The organism is Maribacter luteus (assembly GCF_009674825.1).
GTDB classification, from domain to species: domain Bacteria; phylum Bacteroidota; class Bacteroidia; order Flavobacteriales; family Flavobacteriaceae; genus Maribacter_A; species Maribacter_A luteus.
This window is the reverse complement of the sequence record NZ_WKJH01000001.1, coordinates 59,227-84,779: the sequence shown is the minus strand read 5'-3', so window position 1 is coordinate 84,779 and position 25,553 is coordinate 59,227. Positions and strand designations below refer to the sequence as shown.

Below are 25,553 nucleotides of genomic sequence, written 5' to 3'. Positions count from 1 at the left end.
AGAGTTACACAATGTCCCTGAGGACAAAGCAATTTTCATAGAGGTCAATGAAGTTTTCAATTCTTTGATTTCTAAAAAATATCCTTTAATCGATTATTTGATATATCCATTGAGAGATGATTTCTGGCCACTTTTGGAAAAAGCTGATTTTAGTGTGGTTTTTGACTCATTGCTAGAACATATTGTTGCTTCACAAGGGAAAAAAGTCGGTGAATTTGTACTGCCTAAAGAAATCGGGTGGTTTTTGATGCAATTGGCTGATTTAAAAAAAGGTGCGGAAGTCTTTAATCCTTTTGGGGGCTTGGCGACTTTTGGTATTGAACTTACTCAAAACCAAACCTACTTAGGTCATGAAATTACTCGTTTGACCTGGGCCGTAGCTATTTTACGATTAAATGCTCATGGACTACTCAACAATAGTGAGTTTCTTGAAGTGGATACTTTTAATTCTTGGCCGTCTACCAAAAAATTTGATTTGGTGGTTTCAAACCCTCCTTTTAGACTCCCATTGGACATTAATCATAAAGTTAATTTTTCAGGTATTAAATCGGTAGAACACTTCATGATTCTGGAGGGTATAAAGCTCCTTAAACCGGATGGTAAGTTAATTACCATTGTTCCTATAAATTTCTTATTTGGACAGCAGGACGAACAAATTAGGAAACATCTTATTGCAAATGATTTCCTTGAAGCTGTAATATCATTCCCCGGGGGGCTTTTAATGCAAACAAATATTCCTTTTGCCGTTTTATTACTTAATAAAGATAAAATCAACAAGGGCAAAGTTGCATTTTTTCATGGTTCTGAATTTGTTACCGACTTAAATCGTTTTGATAAGGTTTTTTATCCTGAAGGATTGTTAGAAGAGATATGGGATATTCTAAAACCTAATAAAAAACCTCATGTGGGATATATTCCTGAAGGAACATTATTACCTGAATTGATCAATCAAGACGTTATAGCTGAAAATCATTATTACTTAGACGTAAAAAGATATTGGCTAAATAAGGTAAAAGGAACCCCTTTAATTGAGTTCCTGAATATTGTTGATACATTAACTTTTAAACAAGCCATAGAATATTTTGAAAATGAGGATGAAGTTAGCTATCAGCACAAAGTACCTTTTATTTCAACGAAGCATATTTCTTCTAAAGATTTAAAAAATGATCAAAAAGATTTTGATGTAAATATTGAATCTTTGGATAAAAAGGATGTAAAAAGCGGAAAGTTTATAAATAAGGATGTGTTTCTGGTTTCTTTAATAGGAACAAAACTTAAGACCTCTTTTTTGCCCGCTAGAAATACCTTGGTTCATATTTCAAATGATGTATTAGCCTTTAGCATTGATGAAAAACAAGTAAATAAATACTGGTTGGTAAGAGCTTTGAATGCACCCATGGTTAAAGAACAGTTGAATATTTTGGTAAAGGGAACTGTACTTAGATTACGAAAAGAAGATTTTCTGAAAATCAAAATAAACCTGCCACCACTAAAGGAACAGCTTCAGGAAATTGGTATGATTCAAGGTTTAGAAAAGAAGTTGGACAACCTAGAAACGGATATCATTGAACAAAACTCATATTTAAGACATACAGTTGCCGGCCCTCTTTCCGATTTAGGACATGCGCTTAAAAATATTGATATTATCTTAAAGAATATATCCAATCAGGAGATGCCGGAAATATTGAACACAAAAGTTTCAGAAGACCATTTATATACCCTTGGGGAGCATGTAGAAGATTCAAAAAAGCATTTTGCAGTCATATTGGAAACAATTGCGAATAAACTCAGTTCATCCCAAAGAATAGAACAAAAGAAACTACATAAATTAAACTTATTAAAGCATATTGAAGAATATGTAATGCGTAAAAGTGAAAACTCATCGGCTTTAGGATATTTTATTGAATTTGATTTTGATAAAGATTTTTTCAGAAGCTATCCCAGTGCTGATTTTGAGTATGTTTTAGGAAATAAGGAGTTAATCAATTCTTTACTGGATAATATGATTGATAATGCCTTTAAACATGCTTTTATCAATGAAAAAGGCAAAATTGAAATTTTTGTTTGGGGAATTGATGATGGTGCAGATACCAAAAGAATTTGTTTCACAGTTTCTAATACGGGTGAACCTTTACCAAAGAACATTTCATTGGATGATCTTAAAAAAAAGGGATATGGTAATAGTTCTAAAAAAGGGGATGGTTTTGGTCTTTGGTTAGTGAATGAAATAGTGAAAAAACATAAGGCCGATTGGTTTTTATCCAATGAACTTTGGCCGGAGAAACAACAAGAAAGTAATAATATAATGGTTTTTGGAAGAAAATATCCTTTAACAAAAAGTGAATATGTTACTACATTTAATTTTAATTTTCCAATACTAGAAGAATGATGAAACGGTACAAGGTCATATGGTTTGATGACGAACATTTAGAACGTAAGCGCATTAGGGAAAGTGCTCATTTGAAAGGTATAACCCTGGTAGGATATAGTAATGCAGAAGAGGGTATTGCCGAACTTGAGCAAAATATAGAAGCCTATGACGCTGCATTGTTAGACGGTATTTTTTATGAGACCCCTTCAGAAAAAGGCAAACCTACCCAAGATGCGGCAATGGGTAAAGTTGCTAAGGCTTTACTGCGGTTAGAGGTACGTAAAAAATTGCCTTGGTATATTTTATCGGGGCAGGACTCTTTCACAAAAGAGGAAAATAAATATGCAGCTGCTTTTAAAGACGGGAAAGTCTTTGATAAACTCGGGGACGAAAAAGAGTATGAAAATCTTTGGACCCAAATGATTCAGGAGGCAGATAAGCTACCAGAAACCCAAGCTCGTCAGAATAATCAGGAGATATTTGAAATCTTCGAACTTGGCTATCTAAACGATGATGTTGAAAACCAAGTGTTACATCTTATAATTGATTCCTTACCCTCGAATACTTCTGAATTAAAAGGCGTGCTTACAAATATTCGTAGTGTGCATGAAAGTTGTCTAATGCGATTACAAACAATTAGAGTTATTCCGAATGCCAATGATTCTTTAAATAATATATTAAAACATTTATCCGGTAATGTTTCAAAAGATAATGGGTGGAAACCAACATCAATGGTTTATCAAACAAAAGAAATAAAGAACTTACATGAATGGATATATTATACTTGTGGATCTTATATCCACTATTTGGAAAATCAGGATAATGATGTTTATATGATATCAAACTATGCATTGGAATCATTGCGATTTGGGCTTTTTGAAATTTTGCTTTGGTTTAAAAAAACTTACAAAGATTATTGTTGAAACATATGTGTAGATAACCTGCACACTTCCATCTTAAATTTGTCTCAAATCATAAAATTAGATCGTCATGAGTAATACCACCATTCAATGCCCAGATTGCGGAAGTCAAATTGATGTAAATGACATCCTAAAGCATCAAATAGAAGATGGGTTAAAACAGGAGTTCCTAAAAGAAAAAAAGGAACTATTGGATAATCACAGTCAAAAAGAGGCCGAACTTCAAAAAGAAAAGGAAGAGTTTGAAGCCAAAAAGAAACGTGAAAACGAGATGTTTCAAGAACGATTGGAAAAACAAAGTAAGGAGGCAGAGAGAGCAATTGAAATAAGGCTGAAGGCAAAACTTGAAGAAGATAATCAAGACCGGTTAAAGGCAATGCAAGAAGAATTGGCCGAAAAATCTGAAAAAGTAAAGGACTTACTTAAAAAAGAGGTGGAAATCGAAAAGCTAAAACGAGAAGTTGGTGAAGCTTCTGAAGTTGCTAAATTAGAAGCGCAAAGAGAGTTGAACGATCAGCTCAAAGAGGCTGAAGAAAAAATTAAAAAAAGAGCAGAAGAAGCTTCAGAATTTAAGGTGAAGGAACTACAAAAGCAACTCGAAGACCAGAAGAAGCTTGCGGAAGAGATGAAACGTAAACATGAGCAAGGCTCCATGCAATTGCAAGGAGAAGTTATGGAATTGGCCATAGAAGAGTGGTTGGCTACCCAGTTTCCATTAGACGCCATTGAAGAAATCAAAAAAGGTGCAAATGGTGCTGACTGTATACAAGTGGTCAATACCAGGGAATTGTCTAATTGTGGAACAATTTACTATGAAAGTAAGCGTACCAAATCTTTTCAACAGGGTTGGATAGAAAAATTTAAAAATGATATCCGGGATAAAGGTGCCCATATTGGGGTTCTGGTCACGGAAGTAACGCCAAGTGACATGGATAGAATGGGGTTAAGGGATGGTATTTGGATTTGCACCTATGAAGAATTTAAAGGCCTCTGTGCTGTTCTAAGGCAATCCATAGTGCAATGGAGCCAGTTAAAGCAGAACCAAGAGAATAAAGGTGATAAAATGGGGATGCTTTACGACTTTTTGACTAGCAATGAATTTCATTTGCAAATGGAGGGTATCGTAGAAGGATTTACCCAAATGCAGATAGACCTGCAAAAAGAAAAGAACGCCATGGCCCGGATTTGGAAACAGCGGGAAAAGCAAATAACCAAAGTGGTAGACAATGCCGTTAATATGCACGCTTCCATCAAAGGTATAGCAGGCAAGGCAATAAAAAGTATTCCAGCATTGGAATTGGGGGAGGGCTATGACGATGAAGACGATAACTTATTGATTGAGACGTCGTAAGTTGCATACCAAGAGCTCTATCAATATAGTTATATCAATACATCGAATTGAATATTGGCCAACATTGTTTCATGTCGATTTTATACTTTGAATTTTGTAGATAATAGGAAAACAGACAAACCATAACCAGACCATTAAAACCATGCCATTTCCATTATACATCCTAACCGAGAAAGAGCGTTTTGTGCTCTACAAACTATTCGAAATTGAAAAAAAGGATAACCCGAGGGTACTTTTAAAAAACAAACTTGCCAAAGTGCTTTTACCGGCAAAAGGCCTATTGCAATCCGGGCTCAATTATTCGGGTTTTCTTCAGAAAATTGCAGATAAGCATAACATCCCGATCACTCATCTTAAAACCGATTACGAAAAAGAATCGGAACTGTTCATTAAATTATTCGCTAAAAAATTCGAATCTTTTTCTTCGGAAGAAAAGAGGTCTTTTCTCCTAGAGTTGGAGGCCAAGGGTTTGAGCAAGGACCAAGTCGCATCGATTACGGCACTTACCACTATCGGGGCGGCCCAACTATCCGGTTTTGGTGTGTATATGTTGGCTACATCAACAGTAGGAGCGCTAACGTCTGCATTAGGGGTTACCCTGCCTTTCGCCTTTTATACTAGTATGTCCAAAGTCATAAGTATAGCCATTGGTCCGGTTGGGTTTGCTTTGGCGGCCTATCCTATTTACAAATCCTATAAGGGAGTAGGTAATTGGGAAGAATTTAAAGAACGTTCAGTAGACCATTATGACAATTTTATTAGGGAAGGAGGGAATCTGCTACATGGTAATTACCCCCTTGCAGAAGCCGTTTTTAATTATTGGGCAGGTTTACGGATCATGAAATTACATCAGTTAGAGTACAATAAAAAGGCAGCAATTACGGAAATCTATAATTATGAGCGTCAAAAAACAGATATCTTGCAAGAAATTGCCAAGAACAAACTTGTAGTCAATGAAAAAGACCAAATAATTAAAGATAAGGAGGCAATTATTAATGAATTACAAGAACAGATCAAAGCCATTAAATCGGAAATAGATGTTGTTCGTAAGGAACGCTTGGAATATAACTCGGAGATTTTGATCAAGAATGACAGGCTAAAATCGAAAGTAATTGAAATTATGAAAGAAAAGGATAAAATAAGTGCCATTGACAAAACTATTGATAAAATAAAAAACTAACATGATCACAGGGGAGATTAAAAGCAAAATAGATAAGATTTGGGACGATTTCTGGACGGGCGGAATATCCAATCCCTTAACCGTAATCGAACAGTTTACCTACCTCATTTTTATAAAACAGCTGGACGATAGGCAGATTCGAATGGAAAAGCAGGCCAACCTGCTTGGCATTCCCATTGAAAAGCCCATCTATACCAAAAAACAGGCTCCTTTACGGTGGAGCAACTTTAAGAACAAAGACCCGGAGGCCATGTTTGACCTGTTTACCAAACAACAACGGGAACTGGACGACCTTACCGCTTTCGATTTTATGAAGACCATAGGGGCCGAAGGTGGCGAGTTTGCCAAGTTTATGAAAGGGGCCATTTTTATGATCCAGTCCCCCAAACTATTGGACAAGGTGGTGCAGCAAATAGACCAATTGCCGTTGGACAATAGGGACACCAAAGGGGACCTCTACGAATATATGCTCTCAAAAATTGCCGAAGCCGGTACCAATGGGCAATTTAGAACCCCTCGCCATATCATTAATATGATGGTGGCCATGGCACAACCTAAAAAAGACGATATTATCTGCGACCCGGCATGTGGTACGGCCGGTTTTCTGGTAAGTGCCGGGGAATATATTTACGATAACCATAACGACTGGTTTCAGGACAAAACCTTTAGGGAGCATTTTCACGCTAATATGTTTCATGGTAACGAGTTCGACCCTTCCATGTTACGTATAGCGGCCATGAACCTGCAATTGCATGGTTTGGAAACCCCGGTATTGACCGGTAAGGATGCCTTGAGCGAGGCCAATGGCGATGTAAACGATGCCTACACTTTGATCCTGGCCAACCCACCGTTTAAAGGCAGTTTGGACTATGACGAGGTAGAAAGCAGCCTATTGCAGACCACCAAGACAAAAAAGACCGAACTCCTCTTTTTGTCTTTAATGTTACGTAGCTTAAAAGTAGGGGGTCGGGCGGCCGTTATTGTACCCGATGGCGTGCTTTTTGGCAGCAGTAATGCCCATAAGAGCATACGTGAAGAGTTGGTAGAAAACCAAAAGTTGCAAGCCGTAATCTCTATGCCCAGTGGGGTGTTTAAGCCCTATGCCGGGGTTAGCACCGCCGTTTTGTTCTTTACCAAGACCAATTCTGGAGGTACCGACAACGTATGGTTTTACGATATGAAAGCCGATGGTTATAGTTTAGATGACAAGCGTAATGAAATAAAGGACAACGATATCCCCGATATTTTAAAACGCTACCACAATTTAGAAGCCGAAGCGGATCGTAAACGTACCGACCAAAGCTTTATGGTACCCTTTAAAGAGATCAAGGACAACGATTGGGATCTATCCATTAACCGGTATAAGGAAATTGTATATGAGGAGATTGAATATGATGACCCCAAGGATATTATAAAAGCCATAAAAGAACTGGATAAGGAACGAACGGATGCATTGTTAACTTTAGAAAATCTTTTGAATTAATGGAGCTAGTTGAATTGGGAGAATATATTGAAGTGTTGTCCGGTTATGCTTTTAATTCTAAATTGTTTAATGACAAGGGTGTAGGTAAGCCTATAATTAGGATTCGAGATGTTGGAAAGGAGAAAACCAACACTTATTTTGATGGTGAATATGATGATAAATATTTAATTAATTCGGGTGATTTTCTTATTGGAATGGATGGTGACTTTAGGTTAGCAAAATGGAAAGGGAATGAAGCTTTATTAAATCAGCGAGTATGTAAAATATGGTCAAAAGATAGTAGTATATTATGTGATGATTATCTTTTACGTTTATTGCCACGCGAATTAAAGTTAATAGAGGATACAACATCTTTTGCAACGGTAAAGCATTTGTCGGTAAAAAAAATTAGGAATATAAAAATCCCCCTCCCCCCACTAGAGACCCAAAAAAAGATAGCGGCTATTTTAGATGCCGCGGACAGCTACAAACAAAAAACCAAGGCCCTAATAGAAAAATACGACCAGCTTACCCAAAGCCTCTTTTTAGATATGTTTGGGGATCCGGTGACCAATCCTAAGGGGTGGAAAGAAATAAAAATTGAAGATGTTTCATTTATTGTAACAAAAGGGTCATCACCTAAATGGCAAGGATTTGAGTATATCTCAAGTGGCATTCGATTTATTACAAGTGAAAACGTAAGGTTAGGCCATCTTGATTGTGAAAAAGATAAATTTGTTGCAAAAGAATTTCATGAAAAACTTGAACGATCAAAACTTAAAAAAAATGATCTATTAGTTAATCTTGTTGGAGCAAGTATTGGGAGAGGAGCCTTAATGGAAGAAAAGTTTTTACCAGCGAATATAAATCAAGCAGTAGCTAAAATTGAACTTAATACAGAAATAGTTGATTCAGTTTTCTTATTAAATCAAATTATTACTCCTCAAATACAAGATAGGTTAATTGGAAATAAAGTTGAAGGAGCAAGAGCAAATATAAGTTTAAAAAATGTTAGGGAATTAAAATTTCTTTATCCACCTATTAAACTCCAAAACCAATTTGCAGAGCATGCGCAAGCCATAGAGGCTCAAAAAGCCCTCGCTGAAAAAAGCCTTCAAAAATCGGAGGCATTGTTTAACAGCCTATTGCAAAAGGCATTCAAAGGGGAGTTGGTGTAATGGATATAGCCTTAAAGCCTATCGTTTGCATTCCTGAAAAAGACCCTGTAAAAAGGTTTCTTTTGGGTAAAAAAGGTAAAAACGAGTTTTTGGCCGTGGCACTTAACCCTAGTACGGCCAATGAAGACACCTTAGACCCCACTTCTAGGAACATAGAGCATTTGGCAATTAAAAACGGCTGTGACGGTTGGTATATGGTCAACCTCTACCCGGGTAGAACCTCTAAACCGGAGTTTCTGCCCAAAGAACCAGACCCCTTGTTGGTAAAAGAAAATATACAGTTTATAGAAACCATGTTGACTTCCAACAAGTACAACATTACCAAGGTGCTATTGTGTTGGGGCAACGGAGTAGATTGTCATAATTATTTAAAGGAAAGTGCAAAAAGAATACGAAGTACCATAGAAGAACAGAAATTACCCTGCTACCACTTAAAATTAACAACGGCAAAAAATCCTTTTCATCCTGCACCAACTCCGGTCAATAGATGGCTTGGGGGCATCGAGAACGTAAAACTAAACCCTTATTGATATATGGATATCCAAAAGTACAATGTCAACCAACATCTTATAGAAACCCTTTTGGCATGGGTGAAAAGTGGAGAAATAGCGATTCCCGAGATTCAACGCCCTTTTGTTTGGGACGGTTCCAAAGTACGGGACCTTATGGACAGTTTGTACCAAGGCTATCCTATTGGCTATATCATCACTTGGCGCAACCCCAATATTAGGCTTAAGGATGGCTCTACCTCTGAAGGCAAAAAAATACTGATAGATGGGCAGCAACGGGTTACGGCATTGACGGCGGCCATTTTGGGCAACTACGTTATCGATAAGAACTACAAACGGGTCAAGATTAAGATAGCCTTTAACCCCATAGAAGAAAAGTTTGCCGTTCAAACACCTGTTATTGTTAAGGACAAACAATGGATACCGGATATATCAAAGGTACTTAGCGGTGCGGTAAACTCGTTCAATTTCACGAACGACTTTATAAACAACAATCCTGGGTTGGACCAAAATAAAATTGTGGCGGCAATCAACAAACTCTTCAATTTGGCCAAAAAACAGATCGGGCTTATAGATTTGGCCGGGGAACTGGATATAGAAACGGTCACGGAAATTTTTATCCGTATAAACTCACAAGGGGTGATCTTAAGTCAGGCAGACTTTGCCATGAGCAAAATTGCGGCCAATGACACTTATGGTGGTCAGGAGTTGCGAAAAGCGATAGATTACTTTAGTCATTTGGCCGTGGCACCGGAGTTTTATCAATTTATCGCCGATAATGACGCCGATTTTGCCAAAACGGAGTATTTCCAGAAAATGGCATGGTTAAAAAATGAGAACGAAGATCTTTACGACCCCAAATATACCGATGTTTTAAGGGTGGCGTTCACCACCCAGTTCAATAGGGGCAAGCTATCCGATTTGGTAAGCCTACTTTCAGGAAGAAATTTTGAAACTAGGACCTACGAGGAAGAAATTGCGGAAGCCTCCTTTAAAAAATTATCCGATGGCGTCTATCATTTTATGAATGAAACCAATTTTAAGCGGTTTGTCATGATCATAAAATCCGCAGGTTTCATTTCCTCAAAGATGATACGGTCACAAAACGCCATAAACTTTGCGTACATCGTTTATCTTAAGTTAAAGGCACAGGGCGAGAGTCCTGCAAACATAGAAACCTATGTACGTAGATGGTATGTGTATTCGGTATTAACAGGTCGCTATTCCGGTTCCCCGGAGTCTACTTTTGATTTCGACATCAGACAAATTGAGCTAAAATCGTTTCAGGATTATTTACAGGAGAAAGAAGATGGCGAACTGTCCGAAGCCTTTTGGAACGCCTCTTTGGTTCAAAGCTTAAATACGTCGGTCACCAGTAGCCCTTATTTTCATGTGTATTTGGCAAGTCAGGTTAGGGCGAACGACAAAGGGTTCCTATCCAAAGAGATTACCGTAGGCGATTTGATCACTTATAGGGGCGATATACATCATATATTCCCTAGAAACTATCTCAAAAAAGCGGGCTTGACCAGGGGCAAATACAACCAGATCGCCAATTATGTGTATATGCAGCAAGAGGTGAACATACAAGTTGGTGCCAAGGCTCCGGAAGTTTATTTTGGGGAGATATTGGAGCAATGCAAAGGGGGGGCTCTAAAATATGGAGGCATAAATGAGTTGGATGAACTGAAAACGAACCTAGGTCAAAACTGCATTTCAGAGACGATATTTAGTATGGATATCGATAATTATGAAGATTTTCTTCAACTTAGAAGAAAGTTAATGGCAAATAAGATGAAGGAGTATTATTTTAGTCTTTAAACCCCAATAAATAGTTCCTCGAGAGTTACATGTGTGCATTATGATTGCATAGATTTAATTTATATTTATCTCAAATAAGGGTTATGAAAAGTAATTTCGATTTTATTAAAGTTGATTTTCCCGAGTTATATCAACAAGTCGTAGAAGCGGAAAAGTACGTATTCAAGGCTCCAAAGTATGCTGCCCTTCAATGTAGGATTGTTTTGGAGCTAACGGTGAATTGGCTCTATGATAACGACCCTGATTATGAGCGGCCTTATGATACTACTTTGGCGGCCCTTATGTATCATGAAGATTTTAAAAATGATATCAAAGCGACTTTACTTCATGAACTTACCTTGGTTAGAAAAGTGGGTAATGCTGCCGCCCATGGTAAAAGGGTAAATACGAAAGAGGCTTTAATTTGTCTTCGTAGTGTGTTTAGGTTGTTATCTTTCATTGGCATTAATTACAATGAGGTAAGCCCTGTTGTTCCGGCTTTTAATGAGGTTTTGATCCCTACAGGAGAAGTAAAAGATAAAACAGTAAAGGAACTTCAAGAGAAATCCGAGGCCATAGAGCGGTTGTTGTTTGAGAAAAAACGGGAGAAAGAAAAGGTAACCGAACTACAAAAGGAAAACGTTTTATTACGGCAACGGGTAGAGCAACAAGAAAAAGAGTTAAAAGAACGGAAGTTAGAACGCCAAATAGAGGTTGATTTTGAAGAGGTAAGCCCGGTACTGACGCCCGAGGCCGAGACCCGTAAACTGTTTATAGATATTCTTCTTAAAGAGGCGGGCTGGGACGATTTAAAACAAGGTAGGGACCTGGAATACAAAGTTACGGGCATGCCTGTATCGGTGAATCCTTCCGGAATTGGGTATGCAGACTATGTACTTTGGGACGATAATGGTATGCCCCTGGCCGTTGTTGAGGCTAAGAAAACACTCCACGACCCCAAAAGAGGAAAACACCAGGCATTTTTATATGCCAACTGTTTAGAGAAAATGACCGGGCAACGCCCAATCATTTTCTATACCAACGGATTTGAAACCCATTTATGGGACGATCTGTTCTATCCGGAACGTCAGGTAAGTGGTTTTTATACCAAAGACGAGCTACAGTATGTTATTGAGCGTAGAAATACCCGAAAGGATCTAAGGCAATTTCAAGTTAACAGGGATATTGCAGGGAGGCCTTATCAAATGGAAGCCATAAAAAGGGTTGCGGAAGCTTTGGTCACTACCTATGACGGAAAATTAAAAGGAAAAAATAGGGAGGCTTTATTGGTAATGGCCACAGGTAGTGGTAAAACAAGGGTTTCTGCCGCAATAGTAGACATGTTGACCAAAAGCAATTGGGCAAAAAGGGTATTGTTTTTAGCCGACAGAAACGCTTTGGTAACCCAAGCAAAAAATGCCTATAAAGAGTATGTGCCCCATTTAAGTGCCATAGACCTTACCAAAGAAACGGAAGATAACGGTACCCGTCTTGTTTTTTCTACCTATCCGACGATAATGAACCGTATAGACAGCATTAAAAATGAGGAAGGAAGGTTCTATACTTCGGGTCATTTTGATATCATAATCATTGATGAGGCGCATAGGTCGGTTTATCAAAAGTATCGGGCTATTTTTGAGTATTTCGATGCTATTTTAATTGGACTTACCGCTACCCCCAAAAAGGATATCGACCATAACACCTATTCCTTATTCAAAATAGAGGATGACAACCCAACCTATGCCTATGAGCTGAACCAAGCCGTACAGGACAAATTCTTGAAGCCACCAAAAGCTATTGATATACCGGTGAAGTTTGTTCGTGAAGGAATAAAATATAGCGAGTTGTCCGAGGAAGATAAACTAAAGTTCGAGGAGACTTTTATAGATGGGGCTTCCGGTGATGAAGATGATATAGAAATTGAAAAATCTGCCATAAACAAATTTTTGTTCAATAACCAAACGGTGGATTTGGTATTGGACCATCTTATGAACAACGGTTTAAAAGTTGAAGGAGGTGATAAGCTGGGTAAGACGATTATTTTTGCAAAAAATCATAAACATGCCCTTTTTATTGAGGAGCGATTCAATAAAAATTACCCGGAGTATTCCGGAAGTTTTTTACGTGTTATTGATAATTACGAATCCAAGGCCCAAGATCTGCTTGAGAAATTCTGTGAGGACAAAGTTCAGTTGGAACCTCAAATAGCGGTGTCGGTTGATATGATGGATACAGGGGTTGATGCCCCAAGAGTGGTGAATCTGGTATTTTTTAAAGAGGTAAAGTCGTATGCTAAATTTTGGCAGATGATCGGAAGAGGAACACGTTTAAGGCCCGATTTATTCGGGCCAGGAATGGATAAGGAACATTTTATAATATTCGATATCTGTGATAACTTTAATTTTTTCAATGAATTTCCGGATGGTATAAAGGCCTCAAGCACCAAAACTTTATCGGAAAAGATATTTGAAACCAAGTTAAACGTGTTGATGGCCATTAGGAACAACACGGAATCCACTCCGGAAGAAGACACTTTGGCACAGAATTACACAGACCAACTTCATGAAGTGATCAATACTTTGGATCAAAATAGGTTTGAGGTTAGAAAGCATTGGGCACTTGTAACTGAATTTCAGGATCGCAAACGTTGGGATGATTTAAGTGTAGGGGATATACATGATTTATGTGCCGATCTATCTGGTTTGGCACCCTATAATAAAGGGGATGATGAGCGGGCAAAGCGATTTGATTTGTTAGTGCTCAATTTTCAATTGGCTATTCTTTCCGGGAATGGAAAGGCCGAGGAGAACTACGTCAGACAGATTTATCAAATAGCGAATAACCTACAGAAGAAAAGAAATGTACCAAAGGTTCGGGAAAAACTTGCATTAATAAAGCAAGTTCAAGAAGAGGAATTTTGGATAAATGCCAACGTTAATGTTGTTGAGAACATTCGAACAGAGTTAAGGGACTTATTGAAATTCATTGAAAAGGAGCAGATCAAACCGGTTTATACAGATTTTTCTGATGAGTTACAGCCCCATAGAATCTCTGAATTTGATATAATGCCCAACTACACGCGTCTTAAAAGCTATAAGGATAGGGTAGAGGCTTTTATTAGGAAAAACAAGTCCCATCTGGTAATCGATAAGCTCCATAAAAACATTCCCATTACCCCAAAGGAACTGGAACTTTTGGAATCCTTTTTGTTCAACGAAGAATTAGGCTCCAAAGAGGAGTATGAGAAGGAATATGGAGACCAACCTCTGGGTAAATTCATTAGAAGTGTGGTAGGTTTGGATATACAAGTTGTAAATGAGCTATTTGCTGATTATATTGAGGATAAGAACCTTAGCCCCGTTCAAATAACCTTTATTCAAACCCTCATTAATTATCTCAACAACAATGGCACATTGGATAAAAAATTATTGACACAGCCACCTTTTAATGAGGCTAGTGACGATGGGATTATTGGTTTATTCGATGATAATAGGGTTAGGGAAATAGTTTCTATCATTGATCAAATAAACGATAATATTGGGTGATTTACATATTCTGTTTTTCAAGCTTTACTTAATTTTCATCCTTTGCATAGACTTGTGAAGTTCATATACAAACCCGGTCATGAATCAATACTTATATTATATATAATATCATGACTTACATCTTTTCTTATTTTAAAGCTCTGATTATCCATTTTCATATCATAAGAAGTTAATCGATCCACCGGTTTTAATCCATGGGCAATGCCTGCATCAATCCTAATACTAAAAGAGGTATTTTCAGAAGTAAAAGCAAAATACCTGTAATGCGGTAGTCTATGCTCCTCATTAAATGTAATTTCAAAATCAAAATTTTTGGAAAGTTCATTAAGGTCGTATAGATAATCATCAAGTTCTTTGTAGTTGTGGATTATATATTCAGGATAATTAAAACTTCTAAAATCTGAACCGGCAAGATGAACCTTGAGCTTAGAAATATCAATAGACCACACCTTTCTTATTTGGTTGATGAATTGGAGCAATAATCGCAATGAAAACTCCGATTGATTGTATTTGTCAAAATATGCGACTTCAAAGGTTCTTTCCTTGATTTTTGTCACTAATTCATTAAGGTTGTTTAAGTTGGAGGACATAATTTGAGCCAAGTCATTACTATTGCTATTAACTGGAATGGTACTTATGCGGGACTCGAACAAATTACTTGAAGTTAAATCAGGAAGGTCAAATGATTTAAAGTCAGAAATGGCTATATCCTCTATCTTATAAAATTTCTCTTGTGCTCCATTCCCCCATTTGGTATCCAAATTTGCATAAGCACCTGTCGAAACGTAATTGATTTCGGTATTGTTTTCTAGAATTATAGATAAATGCAAATTGTGATTATAGATTTGACTACCAATACCTTTTTTTAGAACATAGTTATGAGACAATAAATAAATTGATAATTTCTCCTGGTTATTCGAATATTCAATTTCTTCCTCTATGACAAGATTGATTTTAATCCTATCCCGTTTTAAATTTTCAAGCCAATCTAGACTTTCTATATCCCAATAGGTGATAGAATTATTCAGATGAATATTCATTTCTTTAATACCATAGTGATAATTTAAACGCTTAACCTCATCACGTAAAGACCCAAAAATAGAACTTACCTTACGTTTTCCTCCTTTTAGTTCATCTGGCAGCTCATTATCTATGGCGAGTTTTAACCAATCTAAGGCCAAGTGCCTATCCAAGTCTTCGATGTGCCATTGGGAGCTTCTATCTATTAGGCACTTAGTACAAGCCTTTGTACAATTACAATGCTCTAAAATAGTCAGTGCATGTTGCAATATTTCTTTAATATGTATATTAAATTGAGAGGCGTAACCAGCCCCACCCTTGGCAGTATCATAAATAAAAATAGTATGATATCCCTTATATTTTTTTATACCGAATCCCAGTTCAGACTCCTCTATGGCTAAGTATTCAGCCAAAGTTTTACAAAAGATCACACCTAAGGAATAAGTAAGTGCTTTGTCATTGACAAAAGAGCCACTTCCATTTTTAAGACGAATTTCTGTAAAATCTGTTTTAAACCTACCTCCGAGTATAATATGGTCATGGATATGTTGTGCAGCACATAAATTCTCCCCATCATTATTTTTCCCTCCTCTCAACCTATAGTGACCGTCCAATTTATCATGTGATGTTTCAACTCTCCCACAATCTAAACAAAGACTATAACCTTCCCCATCACCAGTATTGTAAAAAAGAATCTGTGCTTTTTTCTCTTGTTCACTGGTCCGGAAGTCTAAATAACCTGGTTGATCTGTATTCCAAGGTGCTATGTTAAGCAATAGGGGTTCCAAATACTGCGGCTTAGCCTTCTCCGAAATAACCCTAGTAGGTTCTTTATACAAATCTATGGCGAAACCTACCGGCTCTACTAGTTCCGTGAAATTTGCTTTATGTTCGCCTAATTCTATACCAACAAAGGAGTTGCTTCTATTACAATTAGGGCAGTTATCTGTGATTTTTTCATCTACATCCAGGATTCTCTGATATCCGCAATTTTTACATGCTTGAATCTCATTACGCTCTCCTTCATTGCCCCAGGTATTTTTCATAATTATACCCGAGGATTTATAATTTAGCCCATCTATTAAAATATGGTTTCCTGGAGCAAACTCAGTCAATGCCCTAGAAATAGGATAACTTGGGTTTTCTTTGAATTTAGTCTGGTTTTTTTTCTGTAAATCTGACAAAGTGATTTTCTCAAAATCCACTATACCCGTTGGCAGACCTGCATTGGGTAAAAAACCATCTTCTGCTAAATACCCCAATACAAATTTTTGGAAGAATTGTCCTTTCCTGTAGTTCACAGATTTATAGGCTGCGCTATTATCCCCAAATTCCTTAGCTAATTCTTGCAGCTTTTTATCATAGCTTTCTTTTTGTGTCCTTATTTTTGCTATGACTCCCTTAAAATTATCAGCGACTATTTGAACAAGTTGTTTAGGGTTTATATCTTGCATAGGAGTATCCTTTACAAGATATATCAAAGCTTTTTCATAATCTAAACAAACTGAATCTTCTAACCAGTTTAAAAAGTTTTGGGCAATAGTGGGAGCATCTTTGAAGAAAAAGTTTTCTATATTTTCTTTTACGTTTAGTCCCTTGTTTTCATTTTCTCTATCCCTAACAAAAACTCCAAAAAGCAATGAATTTACATGTCTTTCTATAATGCTTTTACTATCAAATTTTAATTTTGGTGGAGCAATTGCGTGTTCCAAGGCCCATTTGGGATTGTTCATGGTACGAAGACCAATAGGATTGGGAGCACAGAAAGTTAAAGCCAGAGATTTGTTTTCGGAACGTCTCCCGGCCCTACCTGTTCGTTGCAGATAATTGGCGGGCATTGGTGGTACGTTGCTCATTACCACAGCAGATATACCTCCAATGTCAACACCCATCTCCATGGTTGTGGAACAACTAAGTATGTTAATTTCCCCATTTTCAAATTGTTCTTCTAAATCCTTTAACCTTTTTTTACTTTGTTGTGCAGAGTGCTCCCCTGCCAAATACAATTTTTCAAAATCAAATATTCTTTCGTGAAGATCATTCCATAAACCTTTGTCTCTAGCTCCAGAACTATTCTTTTGAATCCAGTTACCCACCTCTTCGTTTGATAACCGAATGTTTTCCTGATTTGAATGATAAGGATGAGGGAAAGTTGGAAATTGGTAACTTTTACTTTTGTCTATTTGATAATTACTGATATTTTGTTCTAAAAGATTTCCTTTGATCCAAGGGGAATAGCCTCGAAATACTTTATCCAACAATCGATTTGTAACCGGACATAAATATTCTACTCCTGCTAACTCAAATTGTGATTTTTCAAAAAAATCCAATTTATAGCCAACACCGTCCCTAGTAAGGACTTTAGACTGAAGGGTTCGCCATATTTTTTCTAAAAGTTCATTTAACAAGTCCTCCCTTTCTTGAGTTATATCGCCCTTATTATGCCATCCTAGACCAGCACATATCAATAGAACCAAACGTGATTGTACAGTGGAGTTGGGATTGTATGCAGGCCATTTCTTTCCATTGGCAATCTCCGTATTTGAGGGGTATAAAAGATAACTAGTGTGGTATCTAGTTGAAAAATTTCTTATAGATTGGTTCAGCTCAAAGTGAAAACCATAGCGTATAACATAATCCAAGGCTATTTTCAGTAGACTTTTCCATTCCTCAAAATTTATATTAAGGGTTTCTGCTATTTTAGGTAAAGTTACATTGTCGAGCGATGGATATACCAAATTAACCAATCCCAGGTTTTCGAGAGATCTTTGTCTTGGTAATCTCCGGGCAAATTGATCGAATAACAAGGCTTTCGCATAGCTTTCATTTTCGGTTGCCAGATTATTTCCTCGAGCTCCTTTCTTAAAAAGTGTGTTAAAGCCCTCCTTGACCTTAATTTCCTCCATGATATGCCTCCATGAGGATCTACTATTTTTTAATGATCCGTCACCTCCAGATTCTAGGGCAAAATTAATCTGTTTAATTTGTTCCTCATAATACTTTTTCATGAAAGGCAATGCTTCATCCAATTGTTTCGCGCATTGTGCTCTCGCTTGAAGTAGTTCTTCATGATTTGCATCCAATTGATTTTCTTTCAGATTTTTTAGCAAATAATGATACACCTGGTACCTAATCCAGTCGGTTTCACTATCAATGTTTATTAATGCGGCTATTTTGGCAGTACCTTGTCTACTGTCGGTAAAGGAGATATATTTTTTTCCATTATAAAGGGTTTTGTTTGTAATCTTTTTGGCATCTTGTGTTTGATCCAAAACAATATCAGATAAAATTCTATTGGTGAAAGCCGAGGAAATTCGAAAGTGTATTGAATTTTCGTTATGTACTCCACAGTGCGGGCATTTATGATCATGAGCCATCAGTAGATTATCGCCGTTTGCAATTTGACTATCCCTAGATATTGAACAACTAATAAGTTCCGAATTTATGAGGTTTTGATTTCCATCATTTTTAATAAATCGCACTAAATTTCTATTTGCCACCTCTTGTTCTGTTTCTTCATTCTCTTCATTTTCCAAATGAAAGGCCTCATAACCAACACTCGCTTTTTGCGTAACGGAATTCCCAGAGATTTCACCTTCCATCATCATATTTCCACAACTGTTACATGCTACTAATTCTAACAAAGGTTGTCCACAATCGCAATTTACTCCAGCAATCGTATACATTGTTCCCAAGGCCTTATTTGGTTTGTGACCTTTATGTATATCGCATTCAGGATCTGAACAAACATATACGCCCCCAATGCCTCGGGTAAAAAAATGACCTCTTACCGGTAGTAATTTTTCCCCATTTATTTCTTGTTCGGCAAGAGTATCGATGACTTTTAATTGTTCTGCCTTATCGGGTATATTTAGTTTTTTACCAATTTCACTTTGGCTAAGTCCAGCAGAGGTGAGCAATTCGTTTCTTAAAAGTTTAATGTTATTTTGGGTTAATGTTGAAGATAAGTTAGGAATATCCTTATCTGCAATTTTATTATTAACTCTTTCTCCTTGAATAACCTCTATTTGGTTTGAAGCAATTCCACACAAGTCTGCCATAAATCTTTTAAGCATATCTGTATTGCCATTACCTACTGTTGCTGAGGTTATTGCAAATCTTATGTTGCTGATATCAACTCCGAAAGCAGTTACAACCCTGCGTATAAGCAATGCTGTTTCTGCAGCTTTGGACCCAGAAAGAGTATGCGCTTCATCCAACAAAATCCATCTAAGAGATCCTTGGGATTTTTCAATAATTGGTACGTCGGCATTTCTTACCAACATATATTCCAACATAGTTGGATTGGTAAACAAAATCTGAGGTGGTGTATCCCTGATCTGTTCCCTGGAAATTAACTGTGGAAGTGCCTTATCCTTATCTTTTTTATTGGATTTATTGTCTGTGTCGCCGGTTAAAAGTGCATAATTAATTCCACCTAAAGCAGAGCACCAGGCATGCATTCTTTTTCTCTGACTTGCAATTAGCGCGTTTAAAGGGTATAAAAAAATAGCATTGATCCCTTGCTGTCCATTACAATTCTCATAGATGTCGTGTAATACGGGAAGCATAAAACATTCCGTTTTACCCGATCCCGTTCCTGTCGTAACGGCTATTGACTTTTTTTTATTTAAAAGAGTATCCCAACTCTCAAGTTGGTGCTTATAAGGATGTCGAGCTTTGGGAAATTGAAAATCTTCATCTTTAATGGTGTCTAAAGCATTAATGAATTCTTGGTTAAATACCCCATTGGCTTCACCAAACTTTAACTTGCTCTGTTCCCAAGGAAATGTATTTTGAAACACTGCCTCCGCCATAATAGGTTCCTGGGAAAACAAATACTTAAAATAGTCTTGCATTTCCTTATCTCCGGTAGCCCAAAGAGAGAGAATGGCATCGGTTAATCTTTTTTCTGTTTTTTGGTAAAATTCTTGAAAGTTCATCTCTCTAATTATTTTTTAAGGCGTGTAACATGGTTTTATTATAAAATTCAGGCTTTAGGTACTGGCTGTATTGAATGTTTCTTCTTATGGTGTCCAAGAAATCGTCCCCTGCCCAAATAGGGTATTGTTTTTGAATGTCAGCAATTGATTCTGCAACTGCAATTGGGGATTGGATCAAAAGTCGAACCTGTTTATGTTGTTTAATAGGAATATTGTAGTCTTTTGTAATTCTAGGACTCAGTGTTGGCAACTCATTCAGGACACGCTCTCCCAATTGTGCCCTTAAATCGGAAATATCAGTATTATAAATTTTCTTTACATCTTCTAACGAGCCGTTCATATATTGGAACAATTCAGATAAATCGTTTTCTTGTAAATAATCAGAAATCAGACATACTGTTTGTTGGAAAGAATTTGGATAGAGCCCATTAATTTCCCCCAAAGCACTTTCCCAATCTAGCCTCTTTATCCAGTGAAAACAAAATCCTAAGTCTTTTTCCATTTCAGGAATGGACCTATGAATAAATGTTTCCCGTTCATATTGATGTACCCCTAAATAAAAAAATGCCCTACTGGCAACTTGTGAACTTCTTGAAATAGCCCGTAATTGGTCGAATGTTGAAAAAGGAATATCTTCTTGGATACATATATTAAAATAGGAAAGCACTTGTTTCCATATACCACTTTCAAAGTTTTTGTGATGTAGTTCTTGGTGATAAGAATTGATTCGCTCCTCTTTTTCCAAACCTGTATAATGCTCGTCTGTATTGACATATCGTGGCATTAATTGATTGCCATTTTCCTTAGAAGAAATAACAATAAATTGTTGGGTAACACAGGTTTTGGGAATCATATAGTAATTGTTGTCCTTAACAAGTGGAATTATTTCTATGTTTTCCTCGGAGCAATTCAAAGGAACGGCATATAAGTCCAAATCATCTTCAGAATTATTCAAACACACCTTATATTCTAGTTGTTGATCAATATTTAATGAATGGCTAAAGCCTGAAATTTCATATGTTATATATGACTTTCCTTCTGCTATTTCCAGATAAACCTTATTTCTGTAATCCATTGCGTCTGCCAAATAAAAAAGCCTGACAATTTCATCCTTTAATGCAATTAACGGTTGGGAAGTTTCTTTAAGTGGCACTGTGATTTTCACATCAGGTTTTATACTATTCTTTATTTTAAGAAGAGTCTCCTTTGTGCGAGAACTTAAAATTCTTAAGCCGTAAAGGTTGGCCAATGATAAGGGAGCCTCTTCTCTTATAATTGTCCCGTTCTTATCTATTATGGCCATCCCTTCGAAGGGTGATTCCATTTCAAAATAAAGCTTCTTCTGGCCCCTGAGACCAACTGAACCTTTGATTCCTGTGGGTATCTTGGAAAATTTCGTCCGGACACTTAATGAAAAAACATTATTATGATTTTCTATATCCAATATTGGGGTTTCCTCCAGCTTGAAATCAAATGTATTCAGGTTTTTTATGCTTAATTGAGCCTTGTCAATAGACTTATTCAAATAATCAACTTGAAGGCTTCCTAAATTAAAAAACTCGTCATAAGTAATAAGACCTTGATATTCTATTTTAAGGTCAACACATCCTATTGGGATATAGCTCAACCTCTTTAATTCCTGCCAAGTTTCTTTTGAATTATGTGGTTTAACCCAAGTTTTAAATTTATCTTTTGGTAGCTTCCTATTATTGTCGTCCCAAATAATTATACTTGGTTTTTTTTGGACCACTGGCATATTGGTCTTTTGCATCCAGTAAGGTCTTTGACTTTCAATTGTCCAATCAAAAGAATTAACTTCACTATGGTAGGTTCTATAATCGGCATCTAAATTGATTTCCATTTCTCCTTCAAAGGTTAACCAGGCAAGTTGTTCACCAAACATTGACACTTCCAAATAGGGAAGGTGGCATTTCCATTCTTTTGGAAAAAGTATTGCAGCTTCTTTATCCGGTGTTCCATATCCTTTAATCAATCTCCATTCATTATCAGAGAATTTAGTCCATAGGCTTGGCTCCGATAAATTAGGGACTGTTTGTATGAAATCTTTTACTATGATTTTTTCACCTTCTGACAGGACATATGCATAAGGCAAATTACTTTCACCATCCCATGTTTCATTTTGGTGCTGATACCAGTATGTTTTAAATTTCCCGTTAAGCATTTTACGGAATACACATATTAATTTTTCATTCAAGTAAAATTGGTATTCTTTTCCCTTTGCCTCAAACCCTAAAATATTAGACATTGATTCAAAATCGTAACTATTGGCAAATCCAATTCTTAAATTAATATTGGTTTCACCTTCTTTGAAACGCAAAAGCCAATAGTTTTGGGGTTTGGATAACCGTTGTTTCCTCACTAAGGTTTTTTCCTTGACCTTTAGGGTAGTTGAAATATTCTTTAGTGCTTCATTAGAATTAAATAAATCTTCATAATCATCTTCTTTGTTTAGGATTGATCTTACAATCTCAAAACAATTTTCATAGATAATGTCATTCTGGCTAGATGATGGTAGTAAATTAATTATATGGGGCTTGAACATGAAATCCTCTAGAGTCTCAGGTTGCTCGTCGAGAACGGCCAGTAAAAAATCTTGATATTTCCCTTGGTTTTCGGATATGTTGGCTAAAGGAAGACCGCCTTGTAAAAGTAAGGTTCTAAAATAAAGAGTGTTTCGTTTTGAAATCCATTTTACCCTTAGCATTTGAGCCCCCTGTTTGGCAAGTTTATAAAAATCATTTTTATTAAAATAAAATTTAATATTGCCCCCTATGGAATTGAATATTTCTTCATTACTAGGTTTCCCTCCTTTATAGTTGTTTCTCCACCACTCTGCATAATATAGTGTCACGTCACGAGGGTCAATGGATAATGGATTGGCAAATTGCAGATTTTTTTTCAACAAGCTTAGTTCATACTCATTTAAAAAGTATTTCCACAAAGCTCTGCCATCATGCTTGTCTATACTACGTGCATTGAGTAAGTAAGGGAAAAAATTCATAAGTTGTATTTTAAAATGTAATCAGTTGAAAAAGGTTTTTAAAATAATACTTCAAATTTAGGTGGCATGTGTGCAGTAAATGTGCACACTACTATATGGTTGTAATATAATACCATTCTTACCTGTGATTCTTGACAGCATATAGTATATCTCATATCTAACTAATAATTGGAAAAGCCAATTAAAACCAGTATCCATAAACATTTTGTAACGATACCTTCCAGATGGTGCATTATTAAGTTATTAAATTCCATTTTTATATATAAGCAACTTGTATTTCAAAATAGAATTGAAATCAATTTATTACTCATTGCATGGTCCTGGATAAAAACACAACGAAATAACTATTCTCCATATTTTATGAAGCATACACTTTATATTTATAATCCTTCAGATAACTTAGGCCCTTTTTATTTATATCCTTTACAGATTTCCGTAATGGTTCTTTTAAAACTTTTTCGTATGTAGAGGAAATCATTACTACTGTGTAATTACAGTGCTGAATTAGGTTCCCCCGTGATGGGACTTTAGTCAACCCAACCCACATACATTTAATTGGAAAAAGGAGGTTTAGCTAATTTGGGGTATGTTTATGGATATTTTAGAGATTTTCAGCACTATGGTTTTTCTCTTCAAGGTATTCGAATATACGGTCATTAACTACGCCTTCAACTTCACCTTCATACTCCAAAAATTGATTGTCCTCGGTAAGTAATTTCATGGCAAAAGCAGAACCTTTTGGTTTGTCCTTCACCAAAATTACATTGACCCTTGCCACCCCTTGTTCATCATCATAGGAGTTTTTATAATGCCACTCAAAAGAAAAAACAACCCCTTCATACTTAAATTCCTTCCCGTTACTTTTTCGAATGATCTTAATATTGTCAATGGGTCCATAACTTTCGGAACTTCGCTTTGAGAAAACATTGGCCATATAAAGTGTATCGTTATTTTTTTTGGTATAAAATGCAGTATATGCACCGGCCCTGACTAATTCTTTCGAGGAATCCTTGTTCCCTGTTATCGCTCTTGTAATGTTGAATTTCGCCCAAATAGGACTATCACTTTTTTGTGCCTTTGAAATTTGAGGGGTAACCATTAGGATCAAGAAAAGGAAAAATAATTGTTTGTACATAGTAGTAGGTTTTATGATTAGGGTAACTATTCTATTTGTCTTAACAAGGTTTATTCAATTCCTGCAACTCACCCTTTGATAAAAAGGAATTGCAGATGGTAAGATCGTACAGTATGCCATCACGAACATCATACATCATCCCGAAATCATAACGATAGATGACACGGTTATAGGGTACGTGCGCTTTTGAATGTTTGTATTCAAATTCATATACGGTCATACATTTTCCCAAGAAACAGGCACTACATCGACTTTTGGATGTTGTTACTTCACTAACTACCTTTGACCCTTGGTTTTCCTTCTTCCACCCGCCCATCATTTGGGAATAAATTTCCAAGAACTCCTTTCCTTCGGGTTTAGAAGTGATATCATATTTTAAAAGCACTTGCAACACCTCGGTAGGTTCCATGGTTTTTAGGGCCTTGTCCATATCAATTTGGAAGGTTTTTGTGGTCTCGACCGTAAAATATTCTTGAAGACCATTTTTACTTTTTTCTTTTATTGCATTCATATTCCTGTATATTTATTTATGTATATCCAATGATTATTAATCCTGATTGCTATAGGGGTAAAATACTTTTGTACTATATAAATGTCTTTCGTAAAACCAGGAGTTTTAAGATTTGCATTCGTAGGTCAATAGTATAAATATCAACTTGTCCGATGTGTCGGGCAAGTGAAGTTTTGATAAGTAGCGATTTAAGACCTTCTAGGAATTTTTTAAAAGTCCCGGAGTTTCCATTTCGTGAAATAAACAAATAGTACATAACACATCCTTTTTAAGGTTGATGCATCATGATCAGAATATAAATGAAGTTGAAATCATTTGTTTTGACAGTCTGTCCACATTCTGAACCACCGTGGCTTTTGTGCTCGGTTGGTACCCATAAAGGGTTCTTGATGTATATATGAAGCGAAAATAGGGGTAGGGTAGCGCACCTCCAAAATACTTCGATTTAAGGATGGTTTTTTTCGATAACAGGAGAATAGTTAATCTTGTTCCCTAATGAAACCATATAAGATAATTAGGGTCCCAATTGTTTGTGATTTGCCCTTATACGTAATTAAAGGGGGTCTTGGCAATAAGAATCAAAGGTTTTATGGAAATATATAAGTA

At 36.5% G+C, this 25,553-nt stretch carries 13 protein-coding genes and 1 riboswitch; of the genes, 9 read left to right on the top strand and 4 right to left on the bottom strand.

Annotation, left to right across the window (positions count from 1 at the left end):
* Positions 1-64 precede the first annotated feature (64 nt).
* The 9 genes from GJ691_RS00345 to GJ691_RS00305 all read left to right on the top strand — a co-directional run bounded on the left by GJ691_RS00345 (position 65) and on the right by GJ691_RS00305 (position 14,316).
* Complete coding sequence (locus GJ691_RS00345; protein WP_179954983.1) at positions 65-2,389, top strand: N-6 DNA methylase; 2,325 nt, start codon at positions 65-67, stop codon at positions 2,387-2,389.
* Positions 2,386-3,294, top strand: a complete 909-nt coding sequence (locus GJ691_RS00340; protein WP_154362610.1) for a hypothetical protein — start codon at positions 2,386-2,388, stop codon at positions 3,292-3,294. Before GJ691_RS00345 ends, GJ691_RS00340 begins: the two co-directional genes overlap by 4 nt.
* 67 nt (positions 3,295-3,361) lie before the next feature.
* Complete coding sequence (locus GJ691_RS00335) at positions 3,362-4,642, top strand: DUF2130 domain-containing protein (RefSeq protein WP_154362608.1); 1,281 nt, start codon at positions 3,362-3,364, stop codon at positions 4,640-4,642.
* A 142-nt stretch (positions 4,643-4,784) separates the two neighbouring features.
* The gene (locus GJ691_RS00330) at positions 4,785-5,822 is read left to right on the top strand and encodes a hypothetical protein (RefSeq protein ID WP_154362606.1); all 1,038 of its coding nucleotides are present in this window, start codon (positions 4,785-4,787) and stop codon (positions 5,820-5,822) included.
* 1 nt (position 5,823) lies between these two features.
* Positions 5,824-7,305: a type I restriction-modification system subunit M gene (locus GJ691_RS00325; protein ID WP_154362604.1), complete on the top strand. Its 1,482-nt coding sequence runs from the start codon at positions 5,824-5,826 to the stop codon at positions 7,303-7,305.
* On the top strand, positions 7,305-8,462 hold the full coding sequence (locus tag GJ691_RS00320; RefSeq protein ID WP_154362602.1) for a restriction endonuclease subunit S: 1,158 nt from the start codon (positions 7,305-7,307) through the stop codon (positions 8,460-8,462). Before GJ691_RS00325 ends, GJ691_RS00320 begins: the two co-directional genes overlap by 1 nt.
* Positions 8,462-8,992: a DUF1643 domain-containing protein gene (locus GJ691_RS00315; RefSeq protein ID WP_154362599.1), complete on the top strand. Its 531-nt coding sequence runs from the start codon at positions 8,462-8,464 to the stop codon at positions 8,990-8,992. The genes GJ691_RS00320 and GJ691_RS00315 overlap by 1 nt, the downstream gene beginning before the upstream one ends.
* 3 nt (positions 8,993-8,995) lie before the next feature.
* A complete protein-coding gene (locus GJ691_RS00310; protein ID WP_154362597.1) occupies positions 8,996-10,792 on the top strand; it encodes a GmrSD restriction endonuclease domain-containing protein in 1,797 nt (598 codons plus the stop codon).
* A gap of 83 nt (positions 10,793-10,875) precedes the next feature.
* Positions 10,876-14,316, top strand: coding sequence for a DEAD/DEAH box helicase family protein (locus GJ691_RS00305; protein WP_154362595.1), 3,441 nt, complete (start codon positions 10,876-10,878; stop codon positions 14,314-14,316).
* Positions 14,317-14,393: 77 nt separating this feature from the next.
* On the opposite strand, the gene GJ691_RS00300 is transcribed toward GJ691_RS00305, so the two are convergent.
* The 4 genes from GJ691_RS00300 to GJ691_RS00285 form a co-directional block, all read right to left on the bottom strand.
* Positions 14,394-20,141 carry a DEAD/DEAH box helicase gene (locus GJ691_RS00300; RefSeq protein WP_179954982.1) on the bottom strand — a complete coding sequence of 1,916 codons (5,748 nt, stop codon included), beginning with the start codon at positions 20,139-20,141 and terminating at the stop codon, positions 14,394-14,396.
* 142 nt (positions 20,142-20,283) lie between these two features.
* Positions 20,284-23,301: a hypothetical protein gene (locus GJ691_RS00295; RefSeq protein ID WP_154362591.1), complete on the bottom strand. Its 3,018-nt coding sequence runs from the start codon at positions 23,299-23,301 to the stop codon at positions 20,284-20,286.
* A 601-nt stretch (positions 23,302-23,902) separates the two neighbouring features.
* The gene (locus GJ691_RS00290) at positions 23,903-24,436 is read right to left on the bottom strand and encodes a hypothetical protein (RefSeq protein ID WP_154362589.1); all 534 of its coding nucleotides are present in this window, start codon (positions 24,434-24,436) and stop codon (positions 23,903-23,905) included.
* 40 nt (positions 24,437-24,476) lie between these two features.
* On the bottom strand, positions 24,477-24,947 hold the full coding sequence (locus GJ691_RS00285) for a hypothetical protein (protein WP_154362588.1): 471 nt from the start codon (positions 24,945-24,947) through the stop codon (positions 24,477-24,479).
* 305 nt (positions 24,948-25,252) lie between these two features.
* A riboswitch (SAM-I-IV-variant riboswitch) is annotated at positions 25,253-25,345 on the bottom strand.
* Positions 25,346-25,553 lie beyond the last annotated feature (208 nt).

What these genes read in the sequence shown, in the direction of transcription:
- GJ691_RS00330 (WP_154362606.1), top strand. Translation starts at nt 4,785, where the DNA reads ATGCCATTTCCATTATACATCCTAACCGAGAAAGAGCGTTTTGTGCTC.
- GJ691_RS00325 (WP_154362604.1), top strand. Translation starts at nt 5,824, where the DNA reads ATGATCACAGGGGAGATTAAAAGCAAAATAGATAAGATTTGGGACGAT.
- GJ691_RS00290 (WP_154362589.1), bottom strand. Translation starts at nt 24,436, where the DNA reads ATGTACAAACAATTATTTTTCCTTTTCTTGATCCTAATGGTTACCCCT.
- GJ691_RS00305 (WP_154362595.1), top strand. Translation starts at nt 10,876, where the DNA reads ATGAAAAGTAATTTCGATTTTATTAAAGTTGATTTTCCCGAGTTATAT.
- GJ691_RS00340 (WP_154362610.1), top strand. Translation starts at nt 2,386, where the DNA reads ATGATGAAACGGTACAAGGTCATATGGTTTGATGACGAACATTTAGAA.
- GJ691_RS00320 (WP_154362602.1), top strand. Translation starts at nt 7,305, where the DNA reads ATGGAGCTAGTTGAATTGGGAGAATATATTGAAGTGTTGTCCGGTTAT.
- GJ691_RS00315 (WP_154362599.1), top strand. Translation starts at nt 8,462, where the DNA reads ATGGATATAGCCTTAAAGCCTATCGTTTGCATTCCTGAAAAAGACCCT.
- GJ691_RS00295 (WP_154362591.1), bottom strand. Translation starts at nt 23,301, where the DNA reads ATGAATTTTTTCCCTTACTTACTCAATGCACGTAGTATAGACAAGCAT.
- GJ691_RS00335 (WP_154362608.1), top strand. Translation starts at nt 3,362, where the DNA reads ATGAGTAATACCACCATTCAATGCCCAGATTGCGGAAGTCAAATTGAT.
- GJ691_RS00310 (WP_154362597.1), top strand. Translation starts at nt 8,996, where the DNA reads ATGGATATCCAAAAGTACAATGTCAACCAACATCTTATAGAAACCCTT.
- GJ691_RS00285 (WP_154362588.1), bottom strand. Translation starts at nt 24,947, where the DNA reads ATGAATGCAATAAAAGAAAAAAGTAAAAATGGTCTTCAAGAATATTTT.